The organism is Paenibacillus sp. PvP094 (assembly GCF_040546835.1).
GTDB lineage: Bacteria > Bacillota > Bacilli > Paenibacillales > Paenibacillaceae > Paenibacillus > Paenibacillus illinoisensis.
Genome location: NZ_JBEPOM010000001.1, coordinates 6,054,474 through 6,077,890, shown reverse-complemented (window position 1 = coordinate 6,077,890; position 23,417 = coordinate 6,054,474). Strand labels below are relative to the sequence as shown.

The following is a 23,417-nucleotide window of genomic DNA, read 5'->3' as shown; positions in this document are numbered from 1 at the left end:
CATGCTGGCTGCTGAGCGGTATGATCGGATTGTCGAGATGGTTAATGAAAGCGGAAGCATGCGTGTGTCCGAGCTAAGTGATCGCTGTAGGGTAACCGAAGAGACCATTCGCCGCGATCTGGATCGGCTGGAGCAAGCCGGGCGATTAAAGCGCTCCCATGGGGGTGCTGTGAGCATCAAGGATGATCAGCCGGAGATCCCCTATCGGGTGAGGGAAACGACGCATGCGGAAGAGAAGAAGCGAATTGCTCAGGCAGCCCTTGCCATGATTCGCCCCGGGGATCGAATACTCCTGGATGCCAGCACCACTGCAGGTTATATGGCTGCGAACATGCCGGATATCCCACTGACGGTGTTAACCAACTCGATTCAGGTAGCGACCGAACTTAGCAGCAAGGACAAGATAGAGGTGATCTCTACCGGGGGACAATTGGCACAGCGTTCGCTATCGTTTGTCGGGCCGCTCGCCGAACGTTCACTGGAAACGTATCACGTTGATAAACTGTTCTTGTCCTGCAAGGGGGTCCATCTGGATGGTGGCGGAATTAGCGAATCCAATGAACTGCAAGCCAGGTTGAAACAAAAAATGGTCGGCATCTCCGACCAGGTTATTTTGCTCGCAGATGCCAGCAAGTTTGGTGTGCGAGCGTTCGCCAGGGTAACCGGATTGAATGCGGTTCATGCTGTCATACTCAATGAGCAGCTGGACGGTGATCTCATGAACCGATTGAAGGACTATGACATCCAAATTACGACTGTATAAACAGATGGGGCATATAGTCTGCTCGTTCTGACTTTGATACTTAGCGTTAACTTCAATAGACCCACTACTAATTGATTATGGGAGCGTGTATTTATGAAGGTCTCCTTATTCATTACCTGCCTCAGCGATGCCATCTACCCGCGTGTCGGAGAAGCGATGGTCAGACTGCTTGCCGCTCACGGCGTTCGGTTGGAATTTCCACCTGTCCAAACCTGCTGCGGTCAGCCTTCTTATAATAGCGGGTATTGGGATGAGACGAGAGTGGCAGCCAAAACGATTTTGGAAGCGTTTGACGACAGCGATTTTGTAGTCTGTCCTTCCGGCTCTTGCACGTATATGATTCACCATTATCCCGAGCTGTTTGCGGATGATCCGGTATGGCTCGAAAAGGCAAAACGGCTGGAAGCAAAAGCCTATGAATTTACGCAATTTCTGGTGCAAGTGCTGGGGATAACGGATCTGGGAGCACATTTCCCTCACAAGGTTACGTACCATCCATCGTGCCATGGCAGCAGGCTGCTCGGAGTGAAAGACGAACCGATGGCGCTGTTGTCTGCAGTGAAAGGGCTGGAATTTGTACCGCTTCCTTATGGAGAGGATTGCTGCGGGTTCGGGGGAACGTTTGCTGTAAAAATGTCGGATATATCCGGCGCCATGGTTACCGAGAAAGTTGATCATATCAAAGAGACCGATGCCGAGGTGCTTGTTGGACTGGATATGGCGTGTCTCATGAATATCGCAGGCAATCTGCGTTACCGGAATGAACCGGTGCGTGTCATGCATTTGGCGGAATTACTGTATGAGGGGGTGCAAACAGGATGAGTCAGCCTGGTGTAATGGATGTGTCTGTCAAGAAGCGTGCGGAACTCGCGCTCAATGATGATTTTCTGCGCAAAGCCGTCAAGTTCACAACAGAACGTCTGCGGAACGGAAAGAAATCTGCTTCGGAGGAACACGGAAACTGGGATGAATGGCGGGAACGGGGCCGCCAGATTCGACTGCACACGATCGCACATCTGGATTATTATCTGAATGAATTCGTCAACAACGCCCGTGCTAACGGTGTCCATATCCATTTTGCAGATACTTCGGCCGAGGCCGCCGCAATTGCGCTCGATATAGCGGCCCACAATGAAGCTGCGTCCGTGGTCAAATCCAAATCGATGGTGTCGGAAGAGGTGCATCTGAACCATGCGCTTGAATCTGCCGGCATTGAAGCCATTGAGACCGATTTGGGTGAATATATCATCCAGTTGGCTGGGGAAGCCCCCTCACATATCGTTATTCCGGCGATTCACAAAAATCGTTATCAGATTGCGGAGTTATTATCAAAAGAAGCAGGGGAAACCCTCGAACCGGATACATCCGTGCTCGCCGGGTTTGTGCGTAAAAAGCTGCGTGAAAAATTTCTTGAGGCTGACATTGGCATGACGGGCTGTAACTTTGCCATTGCGGAGACAGGCTCCATGGTGCTGTTCGAGAATGAAGGCAACGCCCGTATGGTATCCACTGTACCGAAGACACAGATTACCTTGATGGGAATGGAGCGTATCATTCCATCCTGGACCGATCTTGAAGTGATGGCCACGCTGCTGCCGCGTTCCGCTACAGGACAAAAATTGACCATGTATATGTCCGGCATCACCGGGCCGCGCCGAACAGCAGACGGGGATGGTCCTGATGAGATGCATATTATTATCGTGGATAATGGAAGATCTCTGCAGCTGGGTGATCCTGAATTTCAGGAACTGCTGAATTGCATACGCTGCGGAGCCTGTCTGAACGCTTGTCCCGTATACCGTCATATAGGCGGTCATGCCTATGGTGGAACCTACAGCGGGCCGATTGGAGCGGTGTTGACCCCAGCACTGAATGGGAATATAGATGAGTGGAACGACATTGCCAGTGCTTCGAGTTTATGCGGGGCCTGTTATGAGGCCTGTCCTGTCAAAATACCTTTACATGATATGCTCGTGTATTTACGCAGACGCAAAGTTGAAGAAGGCCACGGAAACAAGCTGGAGGGAGCAGGCATGAAGGGATTTGCCGCTGTGGTGTCCAGCTCCAAACGTTTCAGTGCGGCTATTCGTCTGGGCCAGCTTGGCCAGAAGGCTGTTGTTCGTAATGAAGGAATCTCGCTCAAGCTTGGTCCGCTCAAGGGCTGGAACACATACCGAGTTGCACCGAGCCTGGCCAAACGTTCATTCCGCCAGCAGTGGAGGAAGCTGGATCAGGAACTGGATCAAGATCGAAAAGAAATGGATAGCAATGTCCGCAACCGGATGGAGCACATTTTGCGAGAACGGGAGCAAGGAGGCGGCAGGCATGAGCACTGAGCATCAGCAGTGGCTGAACCAATTGGAGAAGCGGTCGCGCGAGAAACAGGAGAAGTTCATGAATGGTATTGCTTCCAAGTTAAGAAGGCCCCGCCAAAACCATGCGCCAACGCAGCCTTTTCGAGGTGCGCCGTCATTCTGGAATGAACTGGAATGGGATGAAGAGAAACGTATACAGGCATTTACCGATAACTTTGTAAGTGTTGGTGCCCACATTGTTCGGGTGAAGAATTTGGATGAAGCTTCCATCTTTATTACAACGAAAGCGAATGAACTGGGAGCAAAGTATGTGATTCGTCAGAACGAACAGGAACTGGATGAATTGCAGCTTGAAGCAGAGCTGCCGGAAGTACAGATTTCCGTATGGAACAGCAAGCCGGATGAAAACTGGAAAGCCCGGGCCGCAGAGGCCGATATTGGCGTGGTCATGGCGGATTATGCGACTGCTTACACAGGTTCTGTGACGGTTCTGTCTTCACCAGAGAAAGGACGTGCTGTGAGCCTTCTGCCAACCGTATTAATCATTATCATTCCGGTAGAACGCCTGCATACCCGATTGGGCGAGACGCTGAATCGCTTTGATGAAGCAGGAAGAGAGAACCTTCCTGCAGGTATCCATTTTATTTCCGGCCCAAGTCGGTCTTCCGATATTGAAAATGACCTGACGATTGGTGTACATGGTCCGGGTGTAGTATACGGCCTGATTATGGGATAAGCGAACGTCTAAATCTTCCAAATTTATCAATTAATTAATAACCCAGCACAGCAACTGTCCAATGGAGTAGATCCGTTTCTTCTCAGGACAGTTGTTTTTTTGGCATACTTTCACAATGCATAATAGATGTTATCTATTAAGTTGATATGTTTTATATATTTCATCTATAAGATGAACACAGATATAATTTATCTAAAGAGCCTATTTTAGGCTACTTCTTATGGGAGGCCTATATATGAATCCTATTTATTCTTATCAAGTTTCTTCAAAGGATGGACATATTGCTGATTTATCAAGGTTTGAGGGGAAGGTGCTGCTCATTGTCAACACTGCCAGCAAGTGCAGCTATTCCAGACAATTTTCGGAGCTGCAGCAGCTCTATGACAAGTATGGTGAGCAAGGACTGGAAATTTTGGCGTTTCCCTGCGATCAATTCAACCATAAAGAACCGGGTAATAATGCAGAGATCACCGAATATTGCAAAAGCAATTTTCATGTGACCTTTCCGATGTTTGATAAGATCGAGGTTACCGGAACATCCATTCATCCTCTGTTTCGTCATCTGATCGAAAAGGCTGCATTCCAGGGATATGATCTCGAAACGGAAGAAGGTCGGTGGATGGATCATTTTGTAAGGGAAAACCATCCTGCATTGTATTACGGGGACGGGATCAAGTGGAATTTCACCAAGTTTTTGATCCGAGCGGATGGCGAGGTTAGTGCCCGCTATGAAACGACAGTCGAACCTATGATGATGGAAACGAAAATCAGGGAACTGCTGAAGAAACGCTAGATTACATGGTGAAGCTGCCGTGAAAAAATCAAGGGTGGAGAAGGCCTGAAACCGTTTCAGGCCAAGGGACCACCTAGTTCAAAGAGCAGGGGCGACCCGATGGTCCTATGACTTTGAGACTGTTGAAGATTGGAACTGGAAATGTTAGGGTAAAAGTAAGATAACGAAGCACCTCATTTTTTTTACTCAAAATTGACCGATATACCAATTTGGTCAGTTGGTTCTATTATGTTTTATCATGATTTGAATCAAATGTGAGTACTTGTAGAAAATGATGGTATACCTATTTATTCGAATGCTGAAGTTAACAGTGTCATTATTCATGATCAGTCGACCATATGAGTTGGAATAGGAGTGAAGAAGATGTCGTCAATGTCAGTACCCCAGCCCAAAACCTTTGGACCACTGGGTAACTTGCCACAATTAAACTTGGATGAACCGGTACAATCCCTGGTTAAGCTTGCTGAGGAATACGGACCGATCTTTCGAATGGAATACCCGGGACGGAGCGAGCTGTACATTTCGGGTCATAAGCTGGTTGCCGAGGTGACGGATGAATCCAAATTCGACAAGCGTGTATGGGCACCGCTTGCGAAAGTTCGTGCGTTTGCTGGAGATGGCTTATTTACAAGTTGGACGGATGAGCCCAATTGGAAAAAAGCACATAATGTGCTTCTGCCCAGCTTCAGTCAGCGTGCCATGCAGGGATATCATAATAAAATGATCGATCTGGCCGTGCAGCTTGTTCAGAAATGGTCTAGGCTGAATCCTGATGAAACGGTAAATGTACCCGATGATATGACACGTCTAACACTGGATACGATCGGGTTATGCGGATTCAATTACCGGTTTAACAGCTTTTATCGGGAAGAACCTCACCCCTTTATTACAAGCATGGTTCGCGCTCTGGATGAATCCATGAGTTCGCTGCAGCGTCTCCGTCTTCAGGACAAATTGATGATTAGCAAAAAGAAACAATTTGAGCAGGATATTCGCTCCATGTTCGCGCTGGTCGATCATATTATCGCCGAGCGCAAAGAACAGCCTCAGGAGGGCGCAGACGATCTGTTATCCTATATGCTGACCGGTAAGGACCCGGAGACGGGAGAAACACTGGATGACGAAAATATCCGCTACCAGATCATTACGTTCCTGATTGCAGGACATGAGACAACGAGCGGACTATTATCCTTTGCCATTTATTATTTGATGAAAAATCCGGATAAACTGGCTAAGGCGCAAGCCGAGGCTGATCAGATTTTGAAGGATCCGGTTCCAACGTATAATCAGGTTCGGAGTCTGAAATATATCCGTATGGCACTAAACGAAGCACTTCGTCTGTGGCCAACAGCCCCGGCGTTCTCCCTTTATGCCAAAGAAGATACCGTGCTCGCCGGAGAGTATCCGTTGAAAAAAGGGGACAGCGTTAGTGTGCTCATTCCCAAGCTGCATCGTGACCGCGATGCCTGGGGTGACGATGTGGAAGAGTTCCGTCCGGAGCGATTTGAGGATCCAAGCAAGGTACCGCACGATGCGTATAAGCCCTTTGGTAACGGTCAGCGGGCATGTATTGGGCAGCAGTTTGCGCTTCAGGAGGCAACGCTGGTGCTGGGCATGGTTTTGAAACATTTTGACTTCATTGATCATACGGATTATCAGTTGAAGGTGAAAGAGACCTTGACGCTCAAGCCGGACCATTTCACGATCCGTGTTCGTGCCCGTGGTGGGCAGCCTGTCATGGCTGTACCGGGTGTTGCGTTGGAAGAGCCAGCTCCTGCTGTCAAACGAAAAGAGCTGGATACGGCAAATGCCCATCATACCCCGATGCTGGTTCTGTACGGTTCAAACCTGGGTACTGCGGAAGGCATTGCACGTGAGATTGCAGATACTGCGCGATATCAGGGCTTTCGTAGCGAAGTAGAGGCACTGGACAATCGGGTAGGCAACCTGCCGAAGGAAGGTGTCGTCATTATTGTTAGTGCATCCTACAATGGTCAGCCGCCAAGCAACGCCAAGAATTTTGTGGAGTGGATTCAGCATGCAGATGCCAATGCTTTTGAAGGCGTGCGCTTTGCTGTTCTTGGCTGCGGGGATCATAACTGGGCCAGCACGTATCAGCGTATTCCGCGTTTGATTGATGAACAGCTCTCTTCCAAGGGAGCAAGCCGGTTATCCCCACTTGGCGAAAGTGATGCCAGCGGAGATTTCGAGAAACAGGTTGAGGACTGGAGCGAACAATTGTGGCCGGATCTGGCACACGCAATGGGATTGAAGTTGAACAGCAGCTCAGGCAGTGAGCGCAGCTCGTTGTCCGTTCAATTTGTCAGTGGGCATGCGGTGACTCCACTTGCAGATACGTACGATGCCCATGCGGCTCACGTATTGGAGAATCGGGAACTTCATGATGCTGGCAGCCTCCGCAGCACGCGTCATCTGGAGATTCAGCTGCCTGAAGGCATGACTTACAAGGAAGGCGATCATCTGGGGGTTCTCCCGCAAAATCCACCGGAACTCGTGGAGCGTGTACTCAAACGTTATGGTTTTACGGGTACGGAACACCTGGTTTTGGATGCATCTGGTCGAAGCGCTGCGCACTTGCCACTGCATCAGCCGGTTAATCTGGTTGACTTGCTCAGCCACAGCGTGGAATTGCAGGAGGCTGCAACACGTGCCCAGCTGAGAGAGCTGGCAGCCTACACCGTATGCCCGCCGCATAAGAAGGAGCTTGAAGCGCTTCTGGACGAATCGATATATATGGAAGAAGTGCGGGGTAAGCGCGTATCGATGCTGGATTATCTCGTCAAGTATGAGGCGTGTGAAATGCCGTTCGAACGCTTCCTCGAACTGCTGCCCTCACTCAAAGCGAGATATTACTCCATCTCAAGTTCGCCTCGGGTACAGCCAGAGCAGGCCAGTATTACGGTCAGTGTGGTTCGAGCGCCGGCTTGGAGCGGTCAAGGGGAGTACAAAGGTATAGCGTCCAATTATCTGGCAAACCTGAAACCGGGTGAAGAGGTGATCATGTTTATCCGAACGCCTGAATCCGGGTTTGAACTGCCATCTGATCCAGAAGTGCCGGTTATTATGGTGGGTCCAGGAACGGGAGTGGCCCCATTCCGTGGATTCCTGCAAGCAAGACGGGTTCTGAAGGAACAAGGACAGAGCGTGGGCGAAGCTCATTTGTACTTTGGATGCCGCAATCCGGAGCATGATTATTTGTATAAAAATGAGCTTGAAGCGGCACAGCAAGAAGGACTTGTCCAGCTTCACACAGCCTTTTCCAGAGTCGATGGACAGGATAAATGTTATGTTCAGCATCTGATGAGGGATGACGCCGAAAAACTGATTCCTCTGCTTGAGCATGGCGGGCATCTGTATATTTGCGGAGACGGCAGCAAGATGGCTCCTGATGTGGAGGCAACACTCAAGCAGGCATACACCGACATTAGTGGCAAGCCTTTAGATGAGGCAGATGCATGGCTTGAACGCTTACAGCAGGAAGGTCGTTACGCCAAGGATGTATGGACAGGGCTATAATGAGATAACCCAAGTAGAGTCGAATACAGTGTTCATTACATGGATAAGCTTCAATTGGTGAACTACGCGGTGAGACACAGAGAAATTCTGTGCTCACCGTTTTTGGCGTGAAGCGCTAAGCAGGCAAATCGATACAGGTTGCGTTATAATGAAATGGGCCGTATGGATTAGAGGGGACAGCGCCGATTAACGTGTCTGCTTTTTCTTTTTGATTGTTGGACGATGGATGGATTCGATCTGACTCAGGGGAAACAGGATGCGGGAAGGGAATTTGCCGGTTCCCTGCAGCTCCAGATAATCAAGTCCCACGCCAACCAGCCGGATATTTCGAAAGGCATTCTTGGATGGGAACACGGTGCGAATGCCTACTCGAACACCTCGGCGTGTCTGATGTGTATCAAACACACGGATGGACAAAAGGCTGAGCGGAATAAACAATTGTCGATTTACTTTGATAAAATGGCGAGAATACACCCGTTTGATCCGGCCTGGTTCAAGTCCTGACCGCGGTGTATTGAGCTCGGCCAGATGTCCCTGCAGCTCCGCCAGACGCTGTTGCAGCGTTTTGCCTGTATGGAGATGATGCCACTTCATAAGTCATCCTCCGTTCTCCGTTTATACCTACTATATGAACGGATCAGGTCAGGTGGTGAGCATTTGCCTGCCCATGTTTTATCGTATTGGCCCATTATTTAAGATATAGGGAGTGATTCCAATGAACGTGGAACTGAGTAAAGATTTGGTCAAGGATGACCGCGGAAATTACTATATTGCGGTTCATAAGGAAGGGAAAGAATTAACACTCGTCAATGCGTTTGTTGAGTCATCCTTTACCCCGGAATTAATATACAATGAAGAGTTTCGTAATCGACACAAGGAGAACGAGGGCGGGTTTGTAGGCAAAATTGCAATGGACCTGCTGCGGCATGACGTGGTCATGGGATTAAAAGAAATTGACCGCAAACTGCTGGATTTGTCGGAAGTAGAGCAGGAATACAATGTAAGTTTCATTGATACGATTGAGTTTTATCGCCACCCGTCGTGGCAGCGAAAAGCTTGAGTGAGTCTGTTTCTCTATAGCATCATAAACCGGGAGGAATGGACACCCTCTCCTCGGTAATGGACATGCTTTGGATAAGCAAAGGCGCAGGTGCATGGAGACTTCTCTGCACTTGCGCCTTTTTACTATTGATAACTTGGATAGATCATGCCAATATCCCGGACGGTTTGCAAACCATCCCCAGTGAAGCACTGCATCTCATTTCCTTTAATTCGAATCGGAAGGGACTTCCCCTGATAAGTAAGCTCGCCCTTAATCGTTCGCACGCTCATTCCAATGATACTTTCCAGCCTTCCATCACGATCGGTGATCACCCGGATTCCAGCCGGAGCCTGAATATGAATGCTGCCTTTTCGATAGACCACCATTTGATCTGGGGTGTTTACCAGTTCAAACGGTTGCCCGTCAACCGTTCGGCTGTAGGCTGTACTCCCGGCAACTTCTTCGCCATGATCCATGGCTGGGGGAAGAAGTCCGGTAAACCACAGCTGGTCTGAACCGACAGGCATAATGCCGGATAACCTTTCCACAAAATCAAGTAGACACAGGATGGCTGGGGAGTAGGTATCCGTGAAGCCTTCTTCACCGGTCCATGGACTAAGGGTTTGAGCAAAACGCTTCGCTCTGGATAACGCAGCCAGAATCGGATTCAGCACCCATGTCAATTCCACATAGCGATGGTGATGTTCGAAGGCATGGGGAGCCCGAATGAGGCTCAGAAAATTAGACGGCCCACCCCAGCTGTTATAGGTGGATGAAGGGTCGAACCGGGGATCATCCATGGCTAGGGACGTAAAGGGATATCGGGCAAAAAATTTGCTTGTATTGAGCAGATATCTTTGCAGCAGCTGGTCGAACAAATGTTGATCACCCACCTCACAGGCCAGCACGCGCAGCAGCACATCCGATTGAACTCGAACAAACTTGTCATTGCGGTCACGATCATAAAAGAACTGATCCTCTTCGTCATAACAGTAGCGAAAGAGTCGGTCCAGACTGAATTCAGCTTTTGCTTTCCATTCCTGACCCGATTCGCCAAGTTCCTCTGCCATACGGGACATATACATACGCTGGCAATAGATATTGGCGGTTAAATCCGGTGCCAGGAACGGCAATATCGGAGAATCCGGATGGTATGCACCGGGATCATTCTGGTAAGGCGTATCCGGCACATGCCAGAACCTGGGTGATAGATCATGTCCGGTGTCAAATGTACTGAAAGCCTCTACGCATCCGGTTCCCCGGGTATCCCGGTGCTTCGCAATCCATTCGTCATAACGTGTCATGGCAGTATACATCGTACTCAGGAAACTCCGGTCCTTACCGTGAAGCTGATAGTGATTCCATACACTTCGTGCAAGCGGAGTAACCAATTGAATCTGACGGAAGGAGGGGCCAGTCTCTGTCAGTTTGTAAGGCAGTAATCCATCCTCCCGCTGATGAGCTGCAAAGCTTAGATAGGTTGCTCGGGAAACGGAAGGAAGCAGGCGGGAGAGCAGTTCTGCGTTAATCGTGCCCGTGCTCTCCAGCCAGCAGCCGAGATAGATGCCTCCTTCCTGGAGAACAGGATCTCCGCTGCTCATGGGAACGATGCAGGCAAGGAGCTTCTCTACTGCTGCATAATAAGCCTGTTCCAGGCCTCCGCCCGAAGCGGCAAAACGGACTCCCGATTCCTGCCACTCTTGCAAGATATCTGCCTCTTCCGGCTTACTGGGCTGAACAAGGTTTGGAATGGACATCTGGCGCAGCCGGTTCAATAGTGCTTCTGCCATGTTCGCCTCCTAATGGGTTGTGGTGGTTATTGCTATTGGTTGGATTCGAAAATTCGGAGAGTACCGCTGTAGAAGCTTGATACCGCCTCCTCGACACTTTTGCGACCAAATCCAATTTCCTGGGTTGTCGTCTGAGCCAGCTTGGAGAATTCCGCAAAACCAGGAGGGTTATAACTTACGTCAAAAGGCTCCGTTTTGGTGGCTTCAGATACAAAATTGGTATAGTCATAAACGAGTTCTTCAACGGCTCCGGCTTCTTCCTGAAGAAGATTCCGATTGGTTTCCGTAACAGGGACGCCGCGGTCATTGCCAAGAATTCGGGCCGCATCCGGATCATTGATCCAGAAGTCCATCAGCATGGCAACCTCTTTGGGATGTTTGGTATTCGCATAGCCGGACAATCCCTGGCTGGATTCAAATACCACGCCTGTACCCTTGGGTCCGCGCGGAACCGGATGCAGAATGAGCGGATCCTCCGTCAGGCTCTGGAATGCAGCGAGCTGGTTGGACGGAAGCAGGGTCATGGCCGCTTTGCCTGTAATCAGCAGCGATTTGCTCGTGTCATCATGCGGATTGGAGACCTGCAATTCAGGTGTGACTACACCACCGTCGGCCGATGCCTTTTCCCAGTATTGAAACCATTCGAGAATGTCCTCCTGTGCAAAACCCAACGTACCGTTGGTCATGTCATACAGCTGTTTACCACGCTGCTTCAGGTAGATATCCATCCCGTCCACCGTAAAGTTATACGTTCCAAATATGCCATCGCCGAGCTTGTCAGAGAGCTCCTTGCTGATTGCGGCATAATCTTCCCAGGTCCAGTCCGTCTCAGGCAGAGGGATGCCAGCTTTATCGAACAACGCCTTGTTGATTACAATTCCACGTGCATTGGCACCGGCTGAAATATGCTGAAGCTTCCCGTCAAGACGACCGTATTCCACCATGGTGGTATCCATGCCGTCCAGGTTCAGTTCATTTCCGACATATGGATCGAGGTTGAGCAATACATCCTTTTTGGCATAATCGACTACATTGCCACCCAGGAAGAATACATCGGGTGCCGTTCCTGATGCCAGCTGTGTATTCAATTTGTCAAAATATCCGGAGGAAGGGGCGAATTCACCTACAATTTTGATGTCCGGATGTTTTTCCTGGAAGACTTGAAGAGCTTCGTTTGTAATATCTGCCCGTTTCTGATCACCCCACCACATCATGCGCAGTTCGACCTGGCCGTTTGATTCGTTACCTTGATCCGTATTACCGCCAGCACCCGTATGATCCGTACCCGAGCAGGCTGTTGCAAATAGCAGGAGTGAGGCGGCCATTCCCATCATGAGTCGCTTAAACATCGTTCATCCTCCTAACGAATATGGTGATTGCGAAAATAGAACTTACTTCAGACCGGTAGTAGCAATGCCTTCGAGAAAATAGCGCTGAAATACCAAAAAGATGATCGTTACAGGGAGCAGGGATAACGTGGACATGGCAAGCAATGCTCCCCAATCGGATTGTCCTGATGGATCAAACAGGGAACGTATGCCCAGCTGTACGGTGAACAGATCGATCTTGCTTAGGTAAATCATCTGGCTGAAGAAATCATCCCAGCTCCAGATAAAGGTGAAGATTGCCGTTGTGATCAATGCAGGAACAAGGAGAGGCACCACGATTCGGAAAAAAATCTGCGACTGTCCGCACCCGTCAATCGTTGCGCTCTCGTCGAGCTCCCGCGGAATACCGCGGATAAATTGCACCATAAGCAGAATGAAAAATGAGTCCTGTGCCAGCCATTTAGGCAAAATAAGCGGGAAATACGTATTGATCCACTGCAGCTCGTTATACAGAATATATTGAGGTACAAGCGTTACATGGTAAGGCAGCATAATCGTGACCAGCATGATGCTGAACCACAGCGTTTTTAACTTGAAGCGGAGTCTGGAAAAAGCATAGGCAGCGAGCGAACAGGAGATCACATTTCCCAGAACGCTCATGACCGAGATGAGTGCCGAATTGCCGAAGAATCGGCCGAAGGAAACGCCCTGTAATCCTTTCCAGCCATTCACGTAATGATCCAGTGTGAAGCTGGTTGGAATCAGACTGCTGTTCGTAAAGATTAGATGGTTAGGTTTGAACGAACTGAAGATCAGCCATAACACGGGGTACAGCATCAGCAGACCGAGGAGAATAATGACCGTGTGTCTCCCGGTTTGAATGAGCTTTCGTTTGAACGGCATATGCATTACCTCCCCTCCTGATTGTCGCCATAGAATACCCAGAACCTGGATGTGAGAAAGACGATAGCTGTGAATATACCGATAATGACCAACATGATCCAGGCGAGTGCCGAGGCGTAACCCATATCAAAGAACGAGAAGCCTTTCAGATACAAATACAGTGTGTAGAACATGGTGGCATCAAGTGGGCCTCCGCGACCATCACCGATGACATATGCCGGAGTGAAGGCCTGGAAGGAATTGATCATGCTCATGATCAGGTTGAAAAAAATGACCGGTGACAGCATGGGCAGCGTGATGCGGAAAAATTGACGCAGCTTGCTCGCACCGTCCACATCCGACGCTTCGTAAAGGTCGGCTGGAATCTGCTTCAGACCAGCGAGGAAGATCACCATCGCCGAACCGAATTGCCACACGGATAAGGTCACGATGGTATAAATGACATAGTCGGGATGTGCAATCCAGGAAGGCCCCGCTATGCCGAACCAGTTCAGGAATTGATTGACGAGTCCGTTACCGTCAAAAATTTGGCGCCATACGATGGCGATGGCAACACTTCCTCCCAAAAGGGAAGGGATGTAATACACGGTTCGATAAATACCGAGGCCGCGAATGCCTTTGTTTAGCGCCATCGCTATCAGCAGCGCAAAGGCGAGGCGGAGCGGGACGGACAAGAATACATAAAAGAAGGTCAGTCCAAGCGATCTGCGAAATGTATCGTCTTCACTGAAGATTTGCACATAGTTGCTGAGCCCCGTCCACGTCGGCGGTGATAACAGATTGAATTTGGTCATGGATAAGTACAGCGATGCAGCCATTGGCCCCAGCGTTAGACAGAACAGTCCGATCAGCCAAGGCAACAGGAACAAGTAGGCTGTCTTATTTTGCTGGCCATATAAGGGCGTGGACATTTTTTTCATGATTTGCCTCCCTTCAGGCTAAGAGTGGTTGAACATTCACAATTCCAATAACTGAATCCGCTTACATGATAAGCGATGAACGTCCTGATAACCTCATCTTACCTGGGAGCCGACGCGGCCGGAATCTCATTTCTTCGGATTCTCATTAGTGATTTTTTCGGATTGAAGCACCCGGTACTCGGAAGGACTCATGTGGTGCACCTTTTTGAAGCGGGCGCTGAAATAGCTCGGGGAAGAGAAGCCTGTAAGCTCAGTGATATCCCATACACTCAATTGAGTTTCCTTCAGTAAGCGTGTTGCGTGTTTCATCCGGGTTTCCGTCAAATATTGAATAAATGAGATGCCTGCACCTTCCTTGAACATTTCAGAGAAATAGGAAGGGTGATAGTTAAATTGCTCTGCGATAGAGGTGAGCGTAATTTCCTGCATGTAGTTTTCTTCGATATAACATTTCGCTGATTCGATCATGGTTGCTTCTGTGGTCTCGGATGGCTGCTGCCCGTCTACAAAATCCTGTGCCCATTGCATCAGCAGCCGTTCTGCTTGTTCGGGAGTCTCCAGCCACAGTACCCATTCAGGAGAGATCCAGTGAGATGATGTGCCATAAGCATGTCGCATGTAGTCCATGGCGGCAGACTCCATCAGCAGTGAAATTTGCAATAGACAGCGGATTAAACGGGAAGTAGATCTGTGAAAGGCATCGTCCAGCTCTTTTCGAATCATGCTGCGAAAGGAATCCAGGTCCCCTCGGAGAAGACATCGATGCATGGCGCGGTTGATCTCCTCGGGAATCAGTGGACTGTGATCAGTTACCTCTGTTGTCTGAGCGTGCCCAGACTGACGTCCGGCCAGGTTCCATGCCAGCAGGGAGTGGACGTACCCTTCCTTCCAGCGTTCGAGTCCAGCCACTGTCAGCCCAATTCCAATCTGCATTTCCATTGTCAGATAGGACATGATCTGTATGCGGAGCCTTTCCACAAATTCATGCTGCATTCCGTCCAAGATCATGAAATGTATGATTCCAGGATGAGCTGTGTCCTGAAATACAAGTGCAGTTCCCGTATAAGATTCAGCAATCTCGTGACAGATCATTTGGAATGGGAGATGCATGTCCTCCGGAATCCGGATTTCGGAAGCAGGAGCATGGTTTGTTTCCCGCAAACCTGCAGTCAGGAAGCAGACCTCGGAATGCTGCCATTCTTCCAGATGAAATAATCGGATTCGTTCAGGCAGTGAAGAAGGAGGGAGCTTGTTACCCTTGACGAGATCCATAATAAAGTGTGTTTTCATCTGTTGATAGTATTGGGACAGGCGCCATTGGATCCTTTCGGATTCATCCCGAGCCTTGCGTTTCTTATCCAGCTCCTCCTTGATTTTGATCAAAGCCGCTTTCAATTCTCCCCGGGTTACCGGCTTTAATAAGTAGTCCATGGCATGATTACGAACACCGGCTCTGGCATATTGGAAGTCCTCATATCCCGTGATGATCATGATTTCGATGGATGGATTGTGGGTTCTACAGATGTCGAGCAGCTGCACTCCATCCATGACAGGCATATTCATATCAGTCAGGAGCAGGTCATAGTGTCCTGATTGGAGCAACCGAGCGGCTTCCACTCCGTTTGCGGCTTCACCTGAGATGGCAAAGCCCATTCCACTCCAGTCGGCTTTCAGCTTCAGGCCTTCACGGACCTCAATCTCATCATCAGCGATCAATACGTTGTACATGATTTTCCTCCTGTACGGGCAGAACCAGTTCAATACAAGTGCCCTGGGTATCCCCGTTCGTAATATGAATGGCAAAGAGGGAACCGTAATGCAGCCGGCACCGGGCAACCACATTGCCAAGTCCGATATGCCAACTTGAATGGCGAAGCATCGGTTCGAGTTGTGCTGTACCGGTCTCAGGATCCTGCAGTCTGGAGATGATGTCCAGAGGCATCCCCGGACCATTGTCCTTAATCTGGAGGTGCAGGCGTTCCTTGTTCCTGCAGATTCGAATACGCACCCGAGCAGTCGTTTGATGTTGAAAACTGTATTTAACTGCATTCTCGATCAGCGGCTGCAGAATAAACTTGACCAAGACAAGGTGATCCAGCCTGCCCGATTCTTGGGTGGAAATATCGAGCTTGGGTCCGAAGCGGGTTTGAAGAATGGAGATGTAGTGGCGGACGTAGGTGAGTTCCTCAGCCAGTGGCACACGATCATCATTCGTATGCATGGAGTACCTCATCATTTTCCCAAGATCCTCAATGACCTGCACAGTTTCGTCCGTTCGCCGCTGCATCGCGAGACTGCTGACCAGTTCCAGCGTGTTGAACATAAAATGCGGATTGATCTGCATGAGGAGAGCCTTATACTCCGCCTGCTGTCGAAGCAGCTTCAGCTCAAATTCATTCTGGATATGCTGTCTGAGGCGGATGATCATGTAGCGAAATGTAGATATCACATAACTAATCTCGCTCTTCACATTCTGGTCTGGGGGGAGCAGGGATTCGGCCTGATCAAACGCACCCCGCTGTACCTGTCTCATTGCCAGAACCAGGCGGGTTAAGGGCTTGGTTACGCCGTAGGACAGCCAGGCCGCAGCACACAGGGACACCAGGATTACGGCAATTGTCACCACGAATGTTGTCGTCTGGAGTTTATGCAGAGAGGAATACATCTCTTTTTCCGGTGCCAGACCTACCAGCGTCCAGCCTGTGCGCCCAAGTTTTTTGTATACCATCATGTCTCGCCCGCCCACATCATTGGTCAGGTATTCAACACCTGATTTTGATGTGCGGTTTCGAATATGTTCGATGTCGGATAGAGTTCCGGTCCCAAGCTCATGTGCTTGTTGGGAGAGGAGGGGCAACCCTTGTTCATTTAGCAGAAAAATGGTGCTGTTCTTGGCCAGATGAATCCGGCTGAGGGGTTCGAGAAAATAGGACTCGCTTACATTGACCTTCATGACATTCCGCGCTGTAGCATGATGGAAGGTACCCAGAGGCATAAGCAGGCTGACCACCGGGTTGCCATGGTCCCTGACCCTTTCATGAACGTCGGTATGTGCAGCGAGCCACCTGTCACCGGATGTGAAGAAGTTCGTATACCATGGTTCTTGCAAAAACGAAGGATTGTTAACGACCTGATTTTCGCCGCCAATCCGAAGCCCGTTCAGCCGATAGATGGACACATCCGAAATGCTGGTATAGCTGTTCGTTGCCTGCGTCAGAAAGCGGCTCATGGCGAGGTTAGCCAGCATTTTCTCTCCCTCGGACAGTTGTGGATCACTCATGGCATTATCCCAGTTTTTCGCCATATCGCTATTGAAGACGAGAGAGGCTACATCATAAATTTGCATTTGTACCATATCGATGTAAGAGCCGTATTCCTCCATTTTCTCGAGAGCAGAGGATTCGATATAGGAACGGATTACAGCCCGGGACTCCGCAAACAACAGGAAGGAGAGCGTGCCGAACGAGAGGACGAACAGGACAAGAATTAAGGCAATTAATCGGCTTTTTAATGAAAAGAACATCCATTTCCTCCTTCAACTTGGTGATTAATCAATGTTCGCTTTTGGTTCTTAAGAAGAGATTGCAAATGGAAAAAAGACCGCGTAAATACGCAGCCTTGAATCATGACCGTTGTAGGATCAACTTTCCATCAAATTAAAACTGAACCAGGCTCTTAATGTGGACCGGCATCCCGGTTGAAATTGCACGATTGGCTGCAATACCGGTCAGGATCGATCTTGCTCCATCAATATGGTTGGCAGCACGGGCATACGGATCTTCTGCAGGCTCGCCGAACAGATCATTAAGCAGAACGGGGTCTCCACCGCCATGGCCGCCTTTTTTCTCTTCGACTTGCACTTCATATGGAGCATCGAACATGGGCAGCACACGAAGGGTTTTTCCGATCAGGGCACCTTCGAGACTTTTGTCCCCGAGTGAATTGACATAGGACTGTTCAACGATGGACATCTCGATCCGGCCTTTGGTGCCGTTAATGGCTATACGGTATCCTTCCCACGGCTGATAGGCGACAAGCGAATACGTCAAAATGGCTTTGTTCTGATACTGGACGAGCACGCCCATCGTATCCTCAATGTTAATGCCATCCCCGAATACGCTCTGATCGCGCTGGTAGCCGTCCTCGGGCTCCGCATCCAGATACATCGCTTTGAGGTGAGCATCCGAATCCAGATGGAGGGCAAAAGGATCTTCTTTAGCGAGCGGGTTGCCGGTGGCGCGGTTGTAAAATTGGGTAACGCCTCGTTCTTCAGCATTCTCACGCCCATAATACATGAGATCGCCGAAGGCAAAGACCGTTTCCGGCTGGGAGCCAATCCAGAAATTGACGAGATCAAAATGATGGGTGGATTTATGGACGAGTAATCCGCCGCTGTTACGTTTGTCGCGGTGCCAGCGACGGAAGTAGTCTGCACCGTGACGGGTATTGAGCAGCCATTCAAAATGAACGGAGGTTACTTTACCGATGGTATCGTTCATGATCAGCTCACGAATCTTGGTATGATGGGGAGCATATCGGTAGTTGAAGGTAACGCGGATATTTCGCCCGGTTCGTTTGGCAGCATCGAGGATATCCTGGCATTTGTGCTCATCGATGGTCATGGGTTTCTCGGTCACGACATCACATCCAAGCTCCATCGCCCGAATAATGTACTTGTGATGCGTACGGTCAACGCTGGTCACAATGACGGCATCGGGTTTCTCGTTCTCAATCATCTGGTCAAACTGGTCTGCTGTATAGGTAGGAACCTCATTGTATTGATATCGTTCTCGCAGCAGTTGATTCGCATAATTCATCCGCGTTTGATTAATATCACAAAAAGCTGCCAGCTCGGATTGTTCACGGAAATTTTTCGCTAGTGCTCCATAAAAAAATTCTGCACGGCCACCGGTGCCGACCAGTACATAGCGTTTTTTGCTACCCATATCTATCGCCTCCTTGAATATAGCTCTAGCCTATAACAAGGGAATACTTCTTTCGCCGCATTTTTTGCGTAATCGCTTTCAAACCCCGCTTATTTTGCTATAATCCTTGAAAGGGGGGCTGCTTCATGTCACAACCGTTTCGAGCGGATTACCACGATTCCACCGGATATTTGGACATTGAATATGATCGCAGGGTGGGCTATTATTCCATGACCGCGGATCATCTCCACGATCATTATGAGCTCTATTATCTTCTGAAGGGTGAACGCATCTATTTTATTAAAGACCGTTCCTACCATGTAAAAGCAGGGGATTTTGTATTCGTTGACCGAAATGCCGTACATAAGACGCTGGAAAGCGGAAGGCCTGATCATGAACGAATTGTGTTGTACCTGAAGCAGGAGCTTTTTAAAGAAATGAGTATTGCCCCTGCGTTGATGGAGGGATTAAAGGAGCCCTTTGAATGGGAAGTTCCGATGTTAAGGTTTCCATCACCTATTAGCGAAACCATAGAACGGATCATTCATGAAATGATCGATGAGATGATTCAGCCTAAGGTTGGAAGCAGCCTGCTGCTGCGCCACCGCTCCATTGAATTGCTGCTGATCGCGTATCGCAATCAGGAGCAGGGGAGGGTATATCCAGTAGAGAGCGAGCCGGTCCTTCATCCCAAGACACAAGCCGTTGTTCGCTACTTGAATGATAATTATCGGAACCCTCTTACCCTGCCAGAAGTTGCGGCAGAATTCCGAATCAGTCCGCATTACCTCAGTCGATTGTTTAAACAAACCACGGGTTTTACCTTCATTGATTATTTGAATTTGCTTCGCGTGAAGGAAGCGCAGCGACTGCTGCGCGAGAGCGAGGATTCCATTACGGAGATCGCCTGGCGGGCAGGCTTCAGTAACTTTTCTCATTTTGGCAAAGTGTTCAAGCGAACCGTACAGATGTCTCCACGAACATACAGGCAGGGGGATGGGAAGTCGCGTCCATCATAATCGATGCAGCGATTACAGGATCATGCATTGTTCATACAAAAAGACCTGATTAAGCCTGCAGCAGCAGGAACTTGTTCAGGTCTTTTCGGGTTTGTTTCACAATATAAAGGATGCTAATCATCTACCTCATGTGGTTCAAACAGAAATATGACTTTCTTCCGTCTCTGGACGTAGCTGTAATTGCAGCTCTTCATCCCGATTACAGACCATAACCCCATCCACAACATCCAGGCGTGCAGCTTGAATGGAGGAACGACGAGCAGGCTCACTGGCATGATCTACTCCTTCAATGCGATCGGGATGGGTGAAGTAGAAAATATAAGCTGTATCATCCTGGACCACTACATCTGCATGCAAACCGATAACGCCATCGTCTTCACGTGTCCCCGGCTGATCGAGAATCATGCTGTTCCATACCCAATTCTCCAGATCATCCGATTGGTATACAGCCTGTCCTCTCCATTCATCCACGATCATCCAGTAGCTATTATGAAAGCGAAAAACGTTGGGACCTTCGTGGGCGCGACCTGTAATGACGGGACCGATAACATCCCAATGGTAAAGATCTGTGCTGTCTGCGGCATAGGTATGAGAAGCGTTAGTCTCATCCTTGTACCACATCCGAAAACGACCATCCGGCAGCGGATAAATACAGGCATCAATGACACGGTCCGAGCTGAGCTCCAGTTTGCCATGATATGTCCAGTTCAGCAGATCGGGGCTTGTGTAATGCAATATGTGGTGGTCATGATCCGGCCAGTCATGGGGCACACCTTGAATATAACTGACATACATGTGATACCTGTTATCATGCCAGAAAATTTCCGGCGCCCAGAACGTATTATGTCCCCATTCATGTTCCAAACCGGTTAACGTACCACGATAGGTCCACGTCTTTCCTCCATCGGACGATGAGGCAACGCCGAGATCCGTGCCATGAACCCAGGCAAATTTCGGTCCTCCTGCGGTAGCTCTGCGGTTGGTGTAGATCATCCACCAGGTCTGTTCAGCGCGGTTCCATACAACAACCGGATCAGCGGCTCCATCGAAGATGGGATCACGAAATAAGGGTGCATTCAAGATAACGTCCTCCTTTGAGTAAACAGATCATTGCTGTACTTGTTTGTAACTATCGTAATAGAGAATGACAGGAATTACAATATAACGTTTTCAAAAGATTAGAATTAATATAAAAACTAATCCTGAAATGGGGATTACATCTTAGAAGCGTTTTTGGATGATCCGATGATCTGATAAACTATAAGTAACGGGATTAGAGCATAATGTTCCCATCATCAAAGTGACATTCATAGAAACCGAAAGGTTAGAGTACATCATGTTCTAAGCGAATCATTGCTTAAGCGTAAGATCGAGCGTATATTAATGTTTATCCAAAATAGTAATATATTGATAGATTTGCGTTTGGATATCTGTCTCTTGGGAGGGGAAGCGATGATAGCAGCGAGATTGAATGAACTGGGGATTATTTTGCCTGAGGCAAGCGCTCCAGCTGCGAAGTATGCCAATGCAGTTATTGTAAATGGGTTAATGTATGTATCAGGGAAAGGTCCGGATACGGTGGAGCGTGGCAAATTGGGAGAGGACTTCACGACCGAACAGGGATATGAATTTGCCCGCAATGCAGGGATTGAGGTGCTCGCTGTAGTCCAGGATGTGCTGGGTTCACTGGACCTGGTGAAACGTGTGGTCAAAGTCCAGGGTTTTGTTAACGCGTCGGCTTCCTATCAGGAACATCACAAGGTGTTGAACGGGTTTTCAGATCTAATGATGGATGTATTTGAGGAAAAGGGCGTGCATGCACGTTCGGTTTTTGGAGCTGTTTCCGTCCGGGATAATCTCCCGCTTATTGTGGATTCCATATTCCAGGTAGAGGAGTAGGAAGGTATGGCTAACACTAATCCAATGAATCCGATTATGTTATCCTTTCCCGAGCGCTTCGACACAGCTCGTCTCACGATCCGAGCTCCGGAGTGGGAAGATGGCTCAGATGTCAACGAGGCTATTCGGGAGAGTGTTGAGCAGCTGCGGCCATGGCTGCCATTTGCCGAAAAGGTACCTTCGCTTGAGGAATCTGAAGCACATGTCCGCAAAGCCAGATTACAGTTTTTGGAGCGGACAGATCTCGTTCTTCATTTGCGAGATAAGCATACTGATGATTTTGTAGGCAGCAGCGGCCTGCATCGTATCGATTGGAATGCACGCTGCTTCGAGATCGGCTACTGGATCAGATCGTCGCGTGCAGGTGAAGGATTAATGACGGAAGCTGTCCGGGGAATTGAACAATTTGCAATAACATATCTGAACGCCAACCGTCTGGAGATTCGCTGTGATTCTCGGAATGTACGCAGTGCCAAGGTCGCTGAGCGTGCAGGTTACACCCTGGAAGGCATACTGCGAAGTATGCGCCGGGACAGTACCGGTACCCTGGTCGATGTCATGGTGTTTAGCAAAATCAGGGGCAAGGAATTCGAATAAACGCTGGAGGCTAAAGTATGAAGCTTATTGGTCAAGGTCGAACTGCGGACATCTACGCCCACGCTTCCGCTCAAATTTTGAAGCTGTATCATCGTAACTTTCCGCTTGAAGCCATCCAGAATGAATTCAGAATTACACAGCTGTTAAATGATAAGAAACTACCCGTGCCTCAGGCACGAAAAATTATGGTTGAAGGAGATCGTACAGGTATTGTATTTGAACGGATCGAAGGTCATACGATATTCTCCATGATGTTCCACCAGTCTTCAAGCCTTCAAGAACTGGTACATCAGCTGGCTGCCTGTCATCAGGAGCTTCATGCCCAAAGTGATGATGGGAGAGTCCTGCCTTCACAGAAGCAGGTTTTGTCAGGGGCGATTCAGAGAACACAGCTACTGTCTGCAGAGGATAAAGCCAGGATACTTGATTATCTCACCCGTCTCCCTGAGCGAATACAGATCTGTCACGGTGATTATCATCCCGATAATATCATGATGAACGAGAAGAAGAACGCCTACAATGTTATCGATTGGATGACAGGCATGTCGGGCGATCCTGCAGGAGATGTGGCACGCAGTTGGGTCATCTTAACGAGCGCATCGCTGCCGGAGGATGCTGATCCTGCGATACGATTGGGGTTTGAAAGGTCTCGTGATACGATAGTGGACGGGTACATCAACCATTACATGCGTCTATCAGGCGTAACCTGGCAGGAGATCGAACGATGGATTCTGCCCGTTGCAGCTGCTCGCCTGGAAGAGAGTTTGCCAGGGAATGAAGCAGAAAGGGTGCTGAAACTTGTGGAGGATCGATTGAACCGTCTAGACAGATGAATTGAACTAAATAACGA

Annotated in this window: 20 protein-coding genes; 11 read left to right on the top strand and 9 right to left on the bottom strand. The window is 49.1% G+C overall.

Annotation, left to right across the window (positions count from 1 at the left end):
• The first annotated feature begins 1 nt into the window (after position 1).
• The 6 genes from ABIC22_RS27365 to ABIC22_RS27340 all read left to right on the top strand — a co-directional run bounded on the left by ABIC22_RS27365 (position 2) and on the right by ABIC22_RS27340 (position 8,144).
• Positions 2-763, top strand: a complete 762-nt coding sequence (locus ABIC22_RS27365) for a DeoR/GlpR family DNA-binding transcription regulator (protein ID WP_354485236.1) — start codon at positions 2-4, stop codon at positions 761-763.
• A gap of 93 nt (positions 764-856) precedes the next feature.
• Entirely contained in the window at positions 857-1,585 is a 729-nt protein-coding gene (locus ABIC22_RS27360) for a (Fe-S)-binding protein (protein WP_095287592.1), read from the top strand.
• Complete coding sequence (locus ABIC22_RS27355; protein ID WP_354485234.1) at positions 1,582-3,099, top strand: LutB/LldF family L-lactate oxidation iron-sulfur protein; 1,518 nt, start codon at positions 1,582-1,584, stop codon at positions 3,097-3,099. Before ABIC22_RS27360 ends, ABIC22_RS27355 begins: the two co-directional genes overlap by 4 nt.
• Positions 3,089-3,814: a LutC/YkgG family protein gene (locus ABIC22_RS27350; protein ID WP_354485232.1), complete on the top strand. Its 726-nt coding sequence runs from the start codon at positions 3,089-3,091 to the stop codon at positions 3,812-3,814. The genes ABIC22_RS27355 and ABIC22_RS27350 overlap by 11 nt, the downstream gene beginning before the upstream one ends.
• A 235-nt stretch (positions 3,815-4,049) precedes the next feature.
• A complete protein-coding gene (locus ABIC22_RS27345; protein ID WP_354485230.1) occupies positions 4,050-4,607 on the top strand; it encodes a glutathione peroxidase in 558 nt (185 codons plus the stop codon).
• Positions 4,608-4,970: 363 nt separating this feature from the next.
• Positions 4,971-8,144, top strand: a complete 3,174-nt coding sequence (locus ABIC22_RS27340; RefSeq protein WP_354485228.1) for a bifunctional cytochrome P450/NADPH--P450 reductase — start codon at positions 4,971-4,973, stop codon at positions 8,142-8,144.
• A 186-nt stretch (positions 8,145-8,330) separates the two neighbouring features.
• Here the strand turns inward: ABIC22_RS27340 and ABIC22_RS27335 are convergent, their stop codons facing one another.
• Positions 8,331-8,738 (bottom strand): hypothetical protein, encoded by a 408-nt coding sequence (locus ABIC22_RS27335; RefSeq protein ID WP_095358485.1) that lies wholly within the window; start codon positions 8,736-8,738, stop codon positions 8,331-8,333.
• Between the two features lie 121 nt (positions 8,739-8,859).
• On the opposite strand from ABIC22_RS27335, the gene ABIC22_RS27330 reads away from it, so the two are divergent.
• A complete protein-coding gene (locus ABIC22_RS27330; protein ID WP_354485226.1) occupies positions 8,860-9,204 on the top strand; it encodes a hypothetical protein in 345 nt (114 codons plus the stop codon).
• 125 nt (positions 9,205-9,329) lie between these two features.
• Here the strand turns inward: ABIC22_RS27330 and ABIC22_RS27325 are convergent, their stop codons facing one another.
• The 7 genes from ABIC22_RS27325 to ABIC22_RS27295 all read right to left on the bottom strand — a co-directional run bounded on the left by ABIC22_RS27325 (position 9,330) and on the right by ABIC22_RS27295 (position 19,073).
• Positions 9,330-10,976 (bottom strand): MGH1-like glycoside hydrolase domain-containing protein, encoded by a 1,647-nt coding sequence (locus ABIC22_RS27325; protein WP_354485224.1) that lies wholly within the window; start codon positions 10,974-10,976, stop codon positions 9,330-9,332.
• 32 nt (positions 10,977-11,008) lie between these two features.
• Positions 11,009-12,325 (bottom strand): ABC transporter substrate-binding protein, encoded by a 1,317-nt coding sequence (locus ABIC22_RS27320; RefSeq protein WP_354485222.1) that lies wholly within the window; start codon positions 12,323-12,325, stop codon positions 11,009-11,011.
• 42 nt (positions 12,326-12,367) lie between these two features.
• A complete protein-coding gene (locus ABIC22_RS27315) occupies positions 12,368-13,207 on the bottom strand; it encodes a carbohydrate ABC transporter permease (protein ID WP_336779732.1) in 840 nt (279 codons plus the stop codon).
• A gap of 5 nt (positions 13,208-13,212) precedes the next feature.
• Complete coding sequence (locus ABIC22_RS27310; RefSeq protein ID WP_127536134.1) at positions 13,213-14,127, bottom strand: carbohydrate ABC transporter permease; 915 nt, start codon at positions 14,125-14,127, stop codon at positions 13,213-13,215.
• A gap of 126 nt (positions 14,128-14,253) precedes the next feature.
• Complete coding sequence (locus ABIC22_RS27305; protein ID WP_354485219.1) at positions 14,254-15,855, bottom strand: response regulator; 1,602 nt, start codon at positions 15,853-15,855, stop codon at positions 14,254-14,256.
• On the bottom strand, positions 15,833-17,650 hold the full coding sequence (locus tag ABIC22_RS27300; RefSeq protein WP_354485217.1) for a cache domain-containing sensor histidine kinase: 1,818 nt from the start codon (positions 17,648-17,650) through the stop codon (positions 15,833-15,835). The genes ABIC22_RS27305 and ABIC22_RS27300 overlap by 23 nt, the downstream gene beginning before the upstream one ends.
• Before the next feature lie 133 nt (positions 17,651-17,783).
• Complete coding sequence (locus ABIC22_RS27295) at positions 17,784-19,073, bottom strand: Gfo/Idh/MocA family oxidoreductase (RefSeq protein WP_354485215.1); 1,290 nt, start codon at positions 19,071-19,073, stop codon at positions 17,784-17,786.
• A gap of 125 nt (positions 19,074-19,198) precedes the next feature.
• On the opposite strand from ABIC22_RS27295, the gene ABIC22_RS27290 reads away from it, so the two are divergent.
• Positions 19,199-20,071: an AraC family transcriptional regulator gene (locus ABIC22_RS27290; RefSeq protein WP_354485213.1), complete on the top strand. Its 873-nt coding sequence runs from the start codon at positions 19,199-19,201 to the stop codon at positions 20,069-20,071.
• Positions 20,072-20,206: 135 nt separating this feature from the next.
• Here ABIC22_RS27290 and ABIC22_RS27285 read toward each other — a convergent pair whose 3' ends face one another.
• The gene (locus ABIC22_RS27285) at positions 20,207-21,151 is read right to left on the bottom strand and encodes a glycoside hydrolase family protein (RefSeq protein ID WP_354485211.1); all 945 of its coding nucleotides are present in this window, start codon (positions 21,149-21,151) and stop codon (positions 20,207-20,209) included.
• A gap of 372 nt (positions 21,152-21,523) precedes the next feature.
• Between ABIC22_RS27285 and ABIC22_RS27280 the strand changes: the two genes are divergently transcribed.
• The 3 genes from ABIC22_RS27280 to ABIC22_RS27270 are packed head-to-tail and all read left to right on the top strand — an operon-like array spanning position 21,524 to position 23,400.
• On the top strand, positions 21,524-21,970 hold the full coding sequence (locus ABIC22_RS27280) for a RidA family protein (RefSeq protein ID WP_154893482.1): 447 nt from the start codon (positions 21,524-21,526) through the stop codon (positions 21,968-21,970).
• A gap of 6 nt (positions 21,971-21,976) precedes the next feature.
• The gene (locus tag ABIC22_RS27275) at positions 21,977-22,567 is read left to right on the top strand and encodes a GNAT family N-acetyltransferase (protein WP_483312568.1); all 591 of its coding nucleotides are present in this window, start codon (positions 21,977-21,979) and stop codon (positions 22,565-22,567) included.
• A 17-nt stretch (positions 22,568-22,584) separates the two neighbouring features.
• Positions 22,585-23,400, top strand: coding sequence for an aminoglycoside phosphotransferase family protein (locus tag ABIC22_RS27270; protein WP_354485209.1), 816 nt, complete (start codon positions 22,585-22,587; stop codon positions 23,398-23,400).
• Positions 23,401-23,417 lie beyond the last annotated feature (17 nt).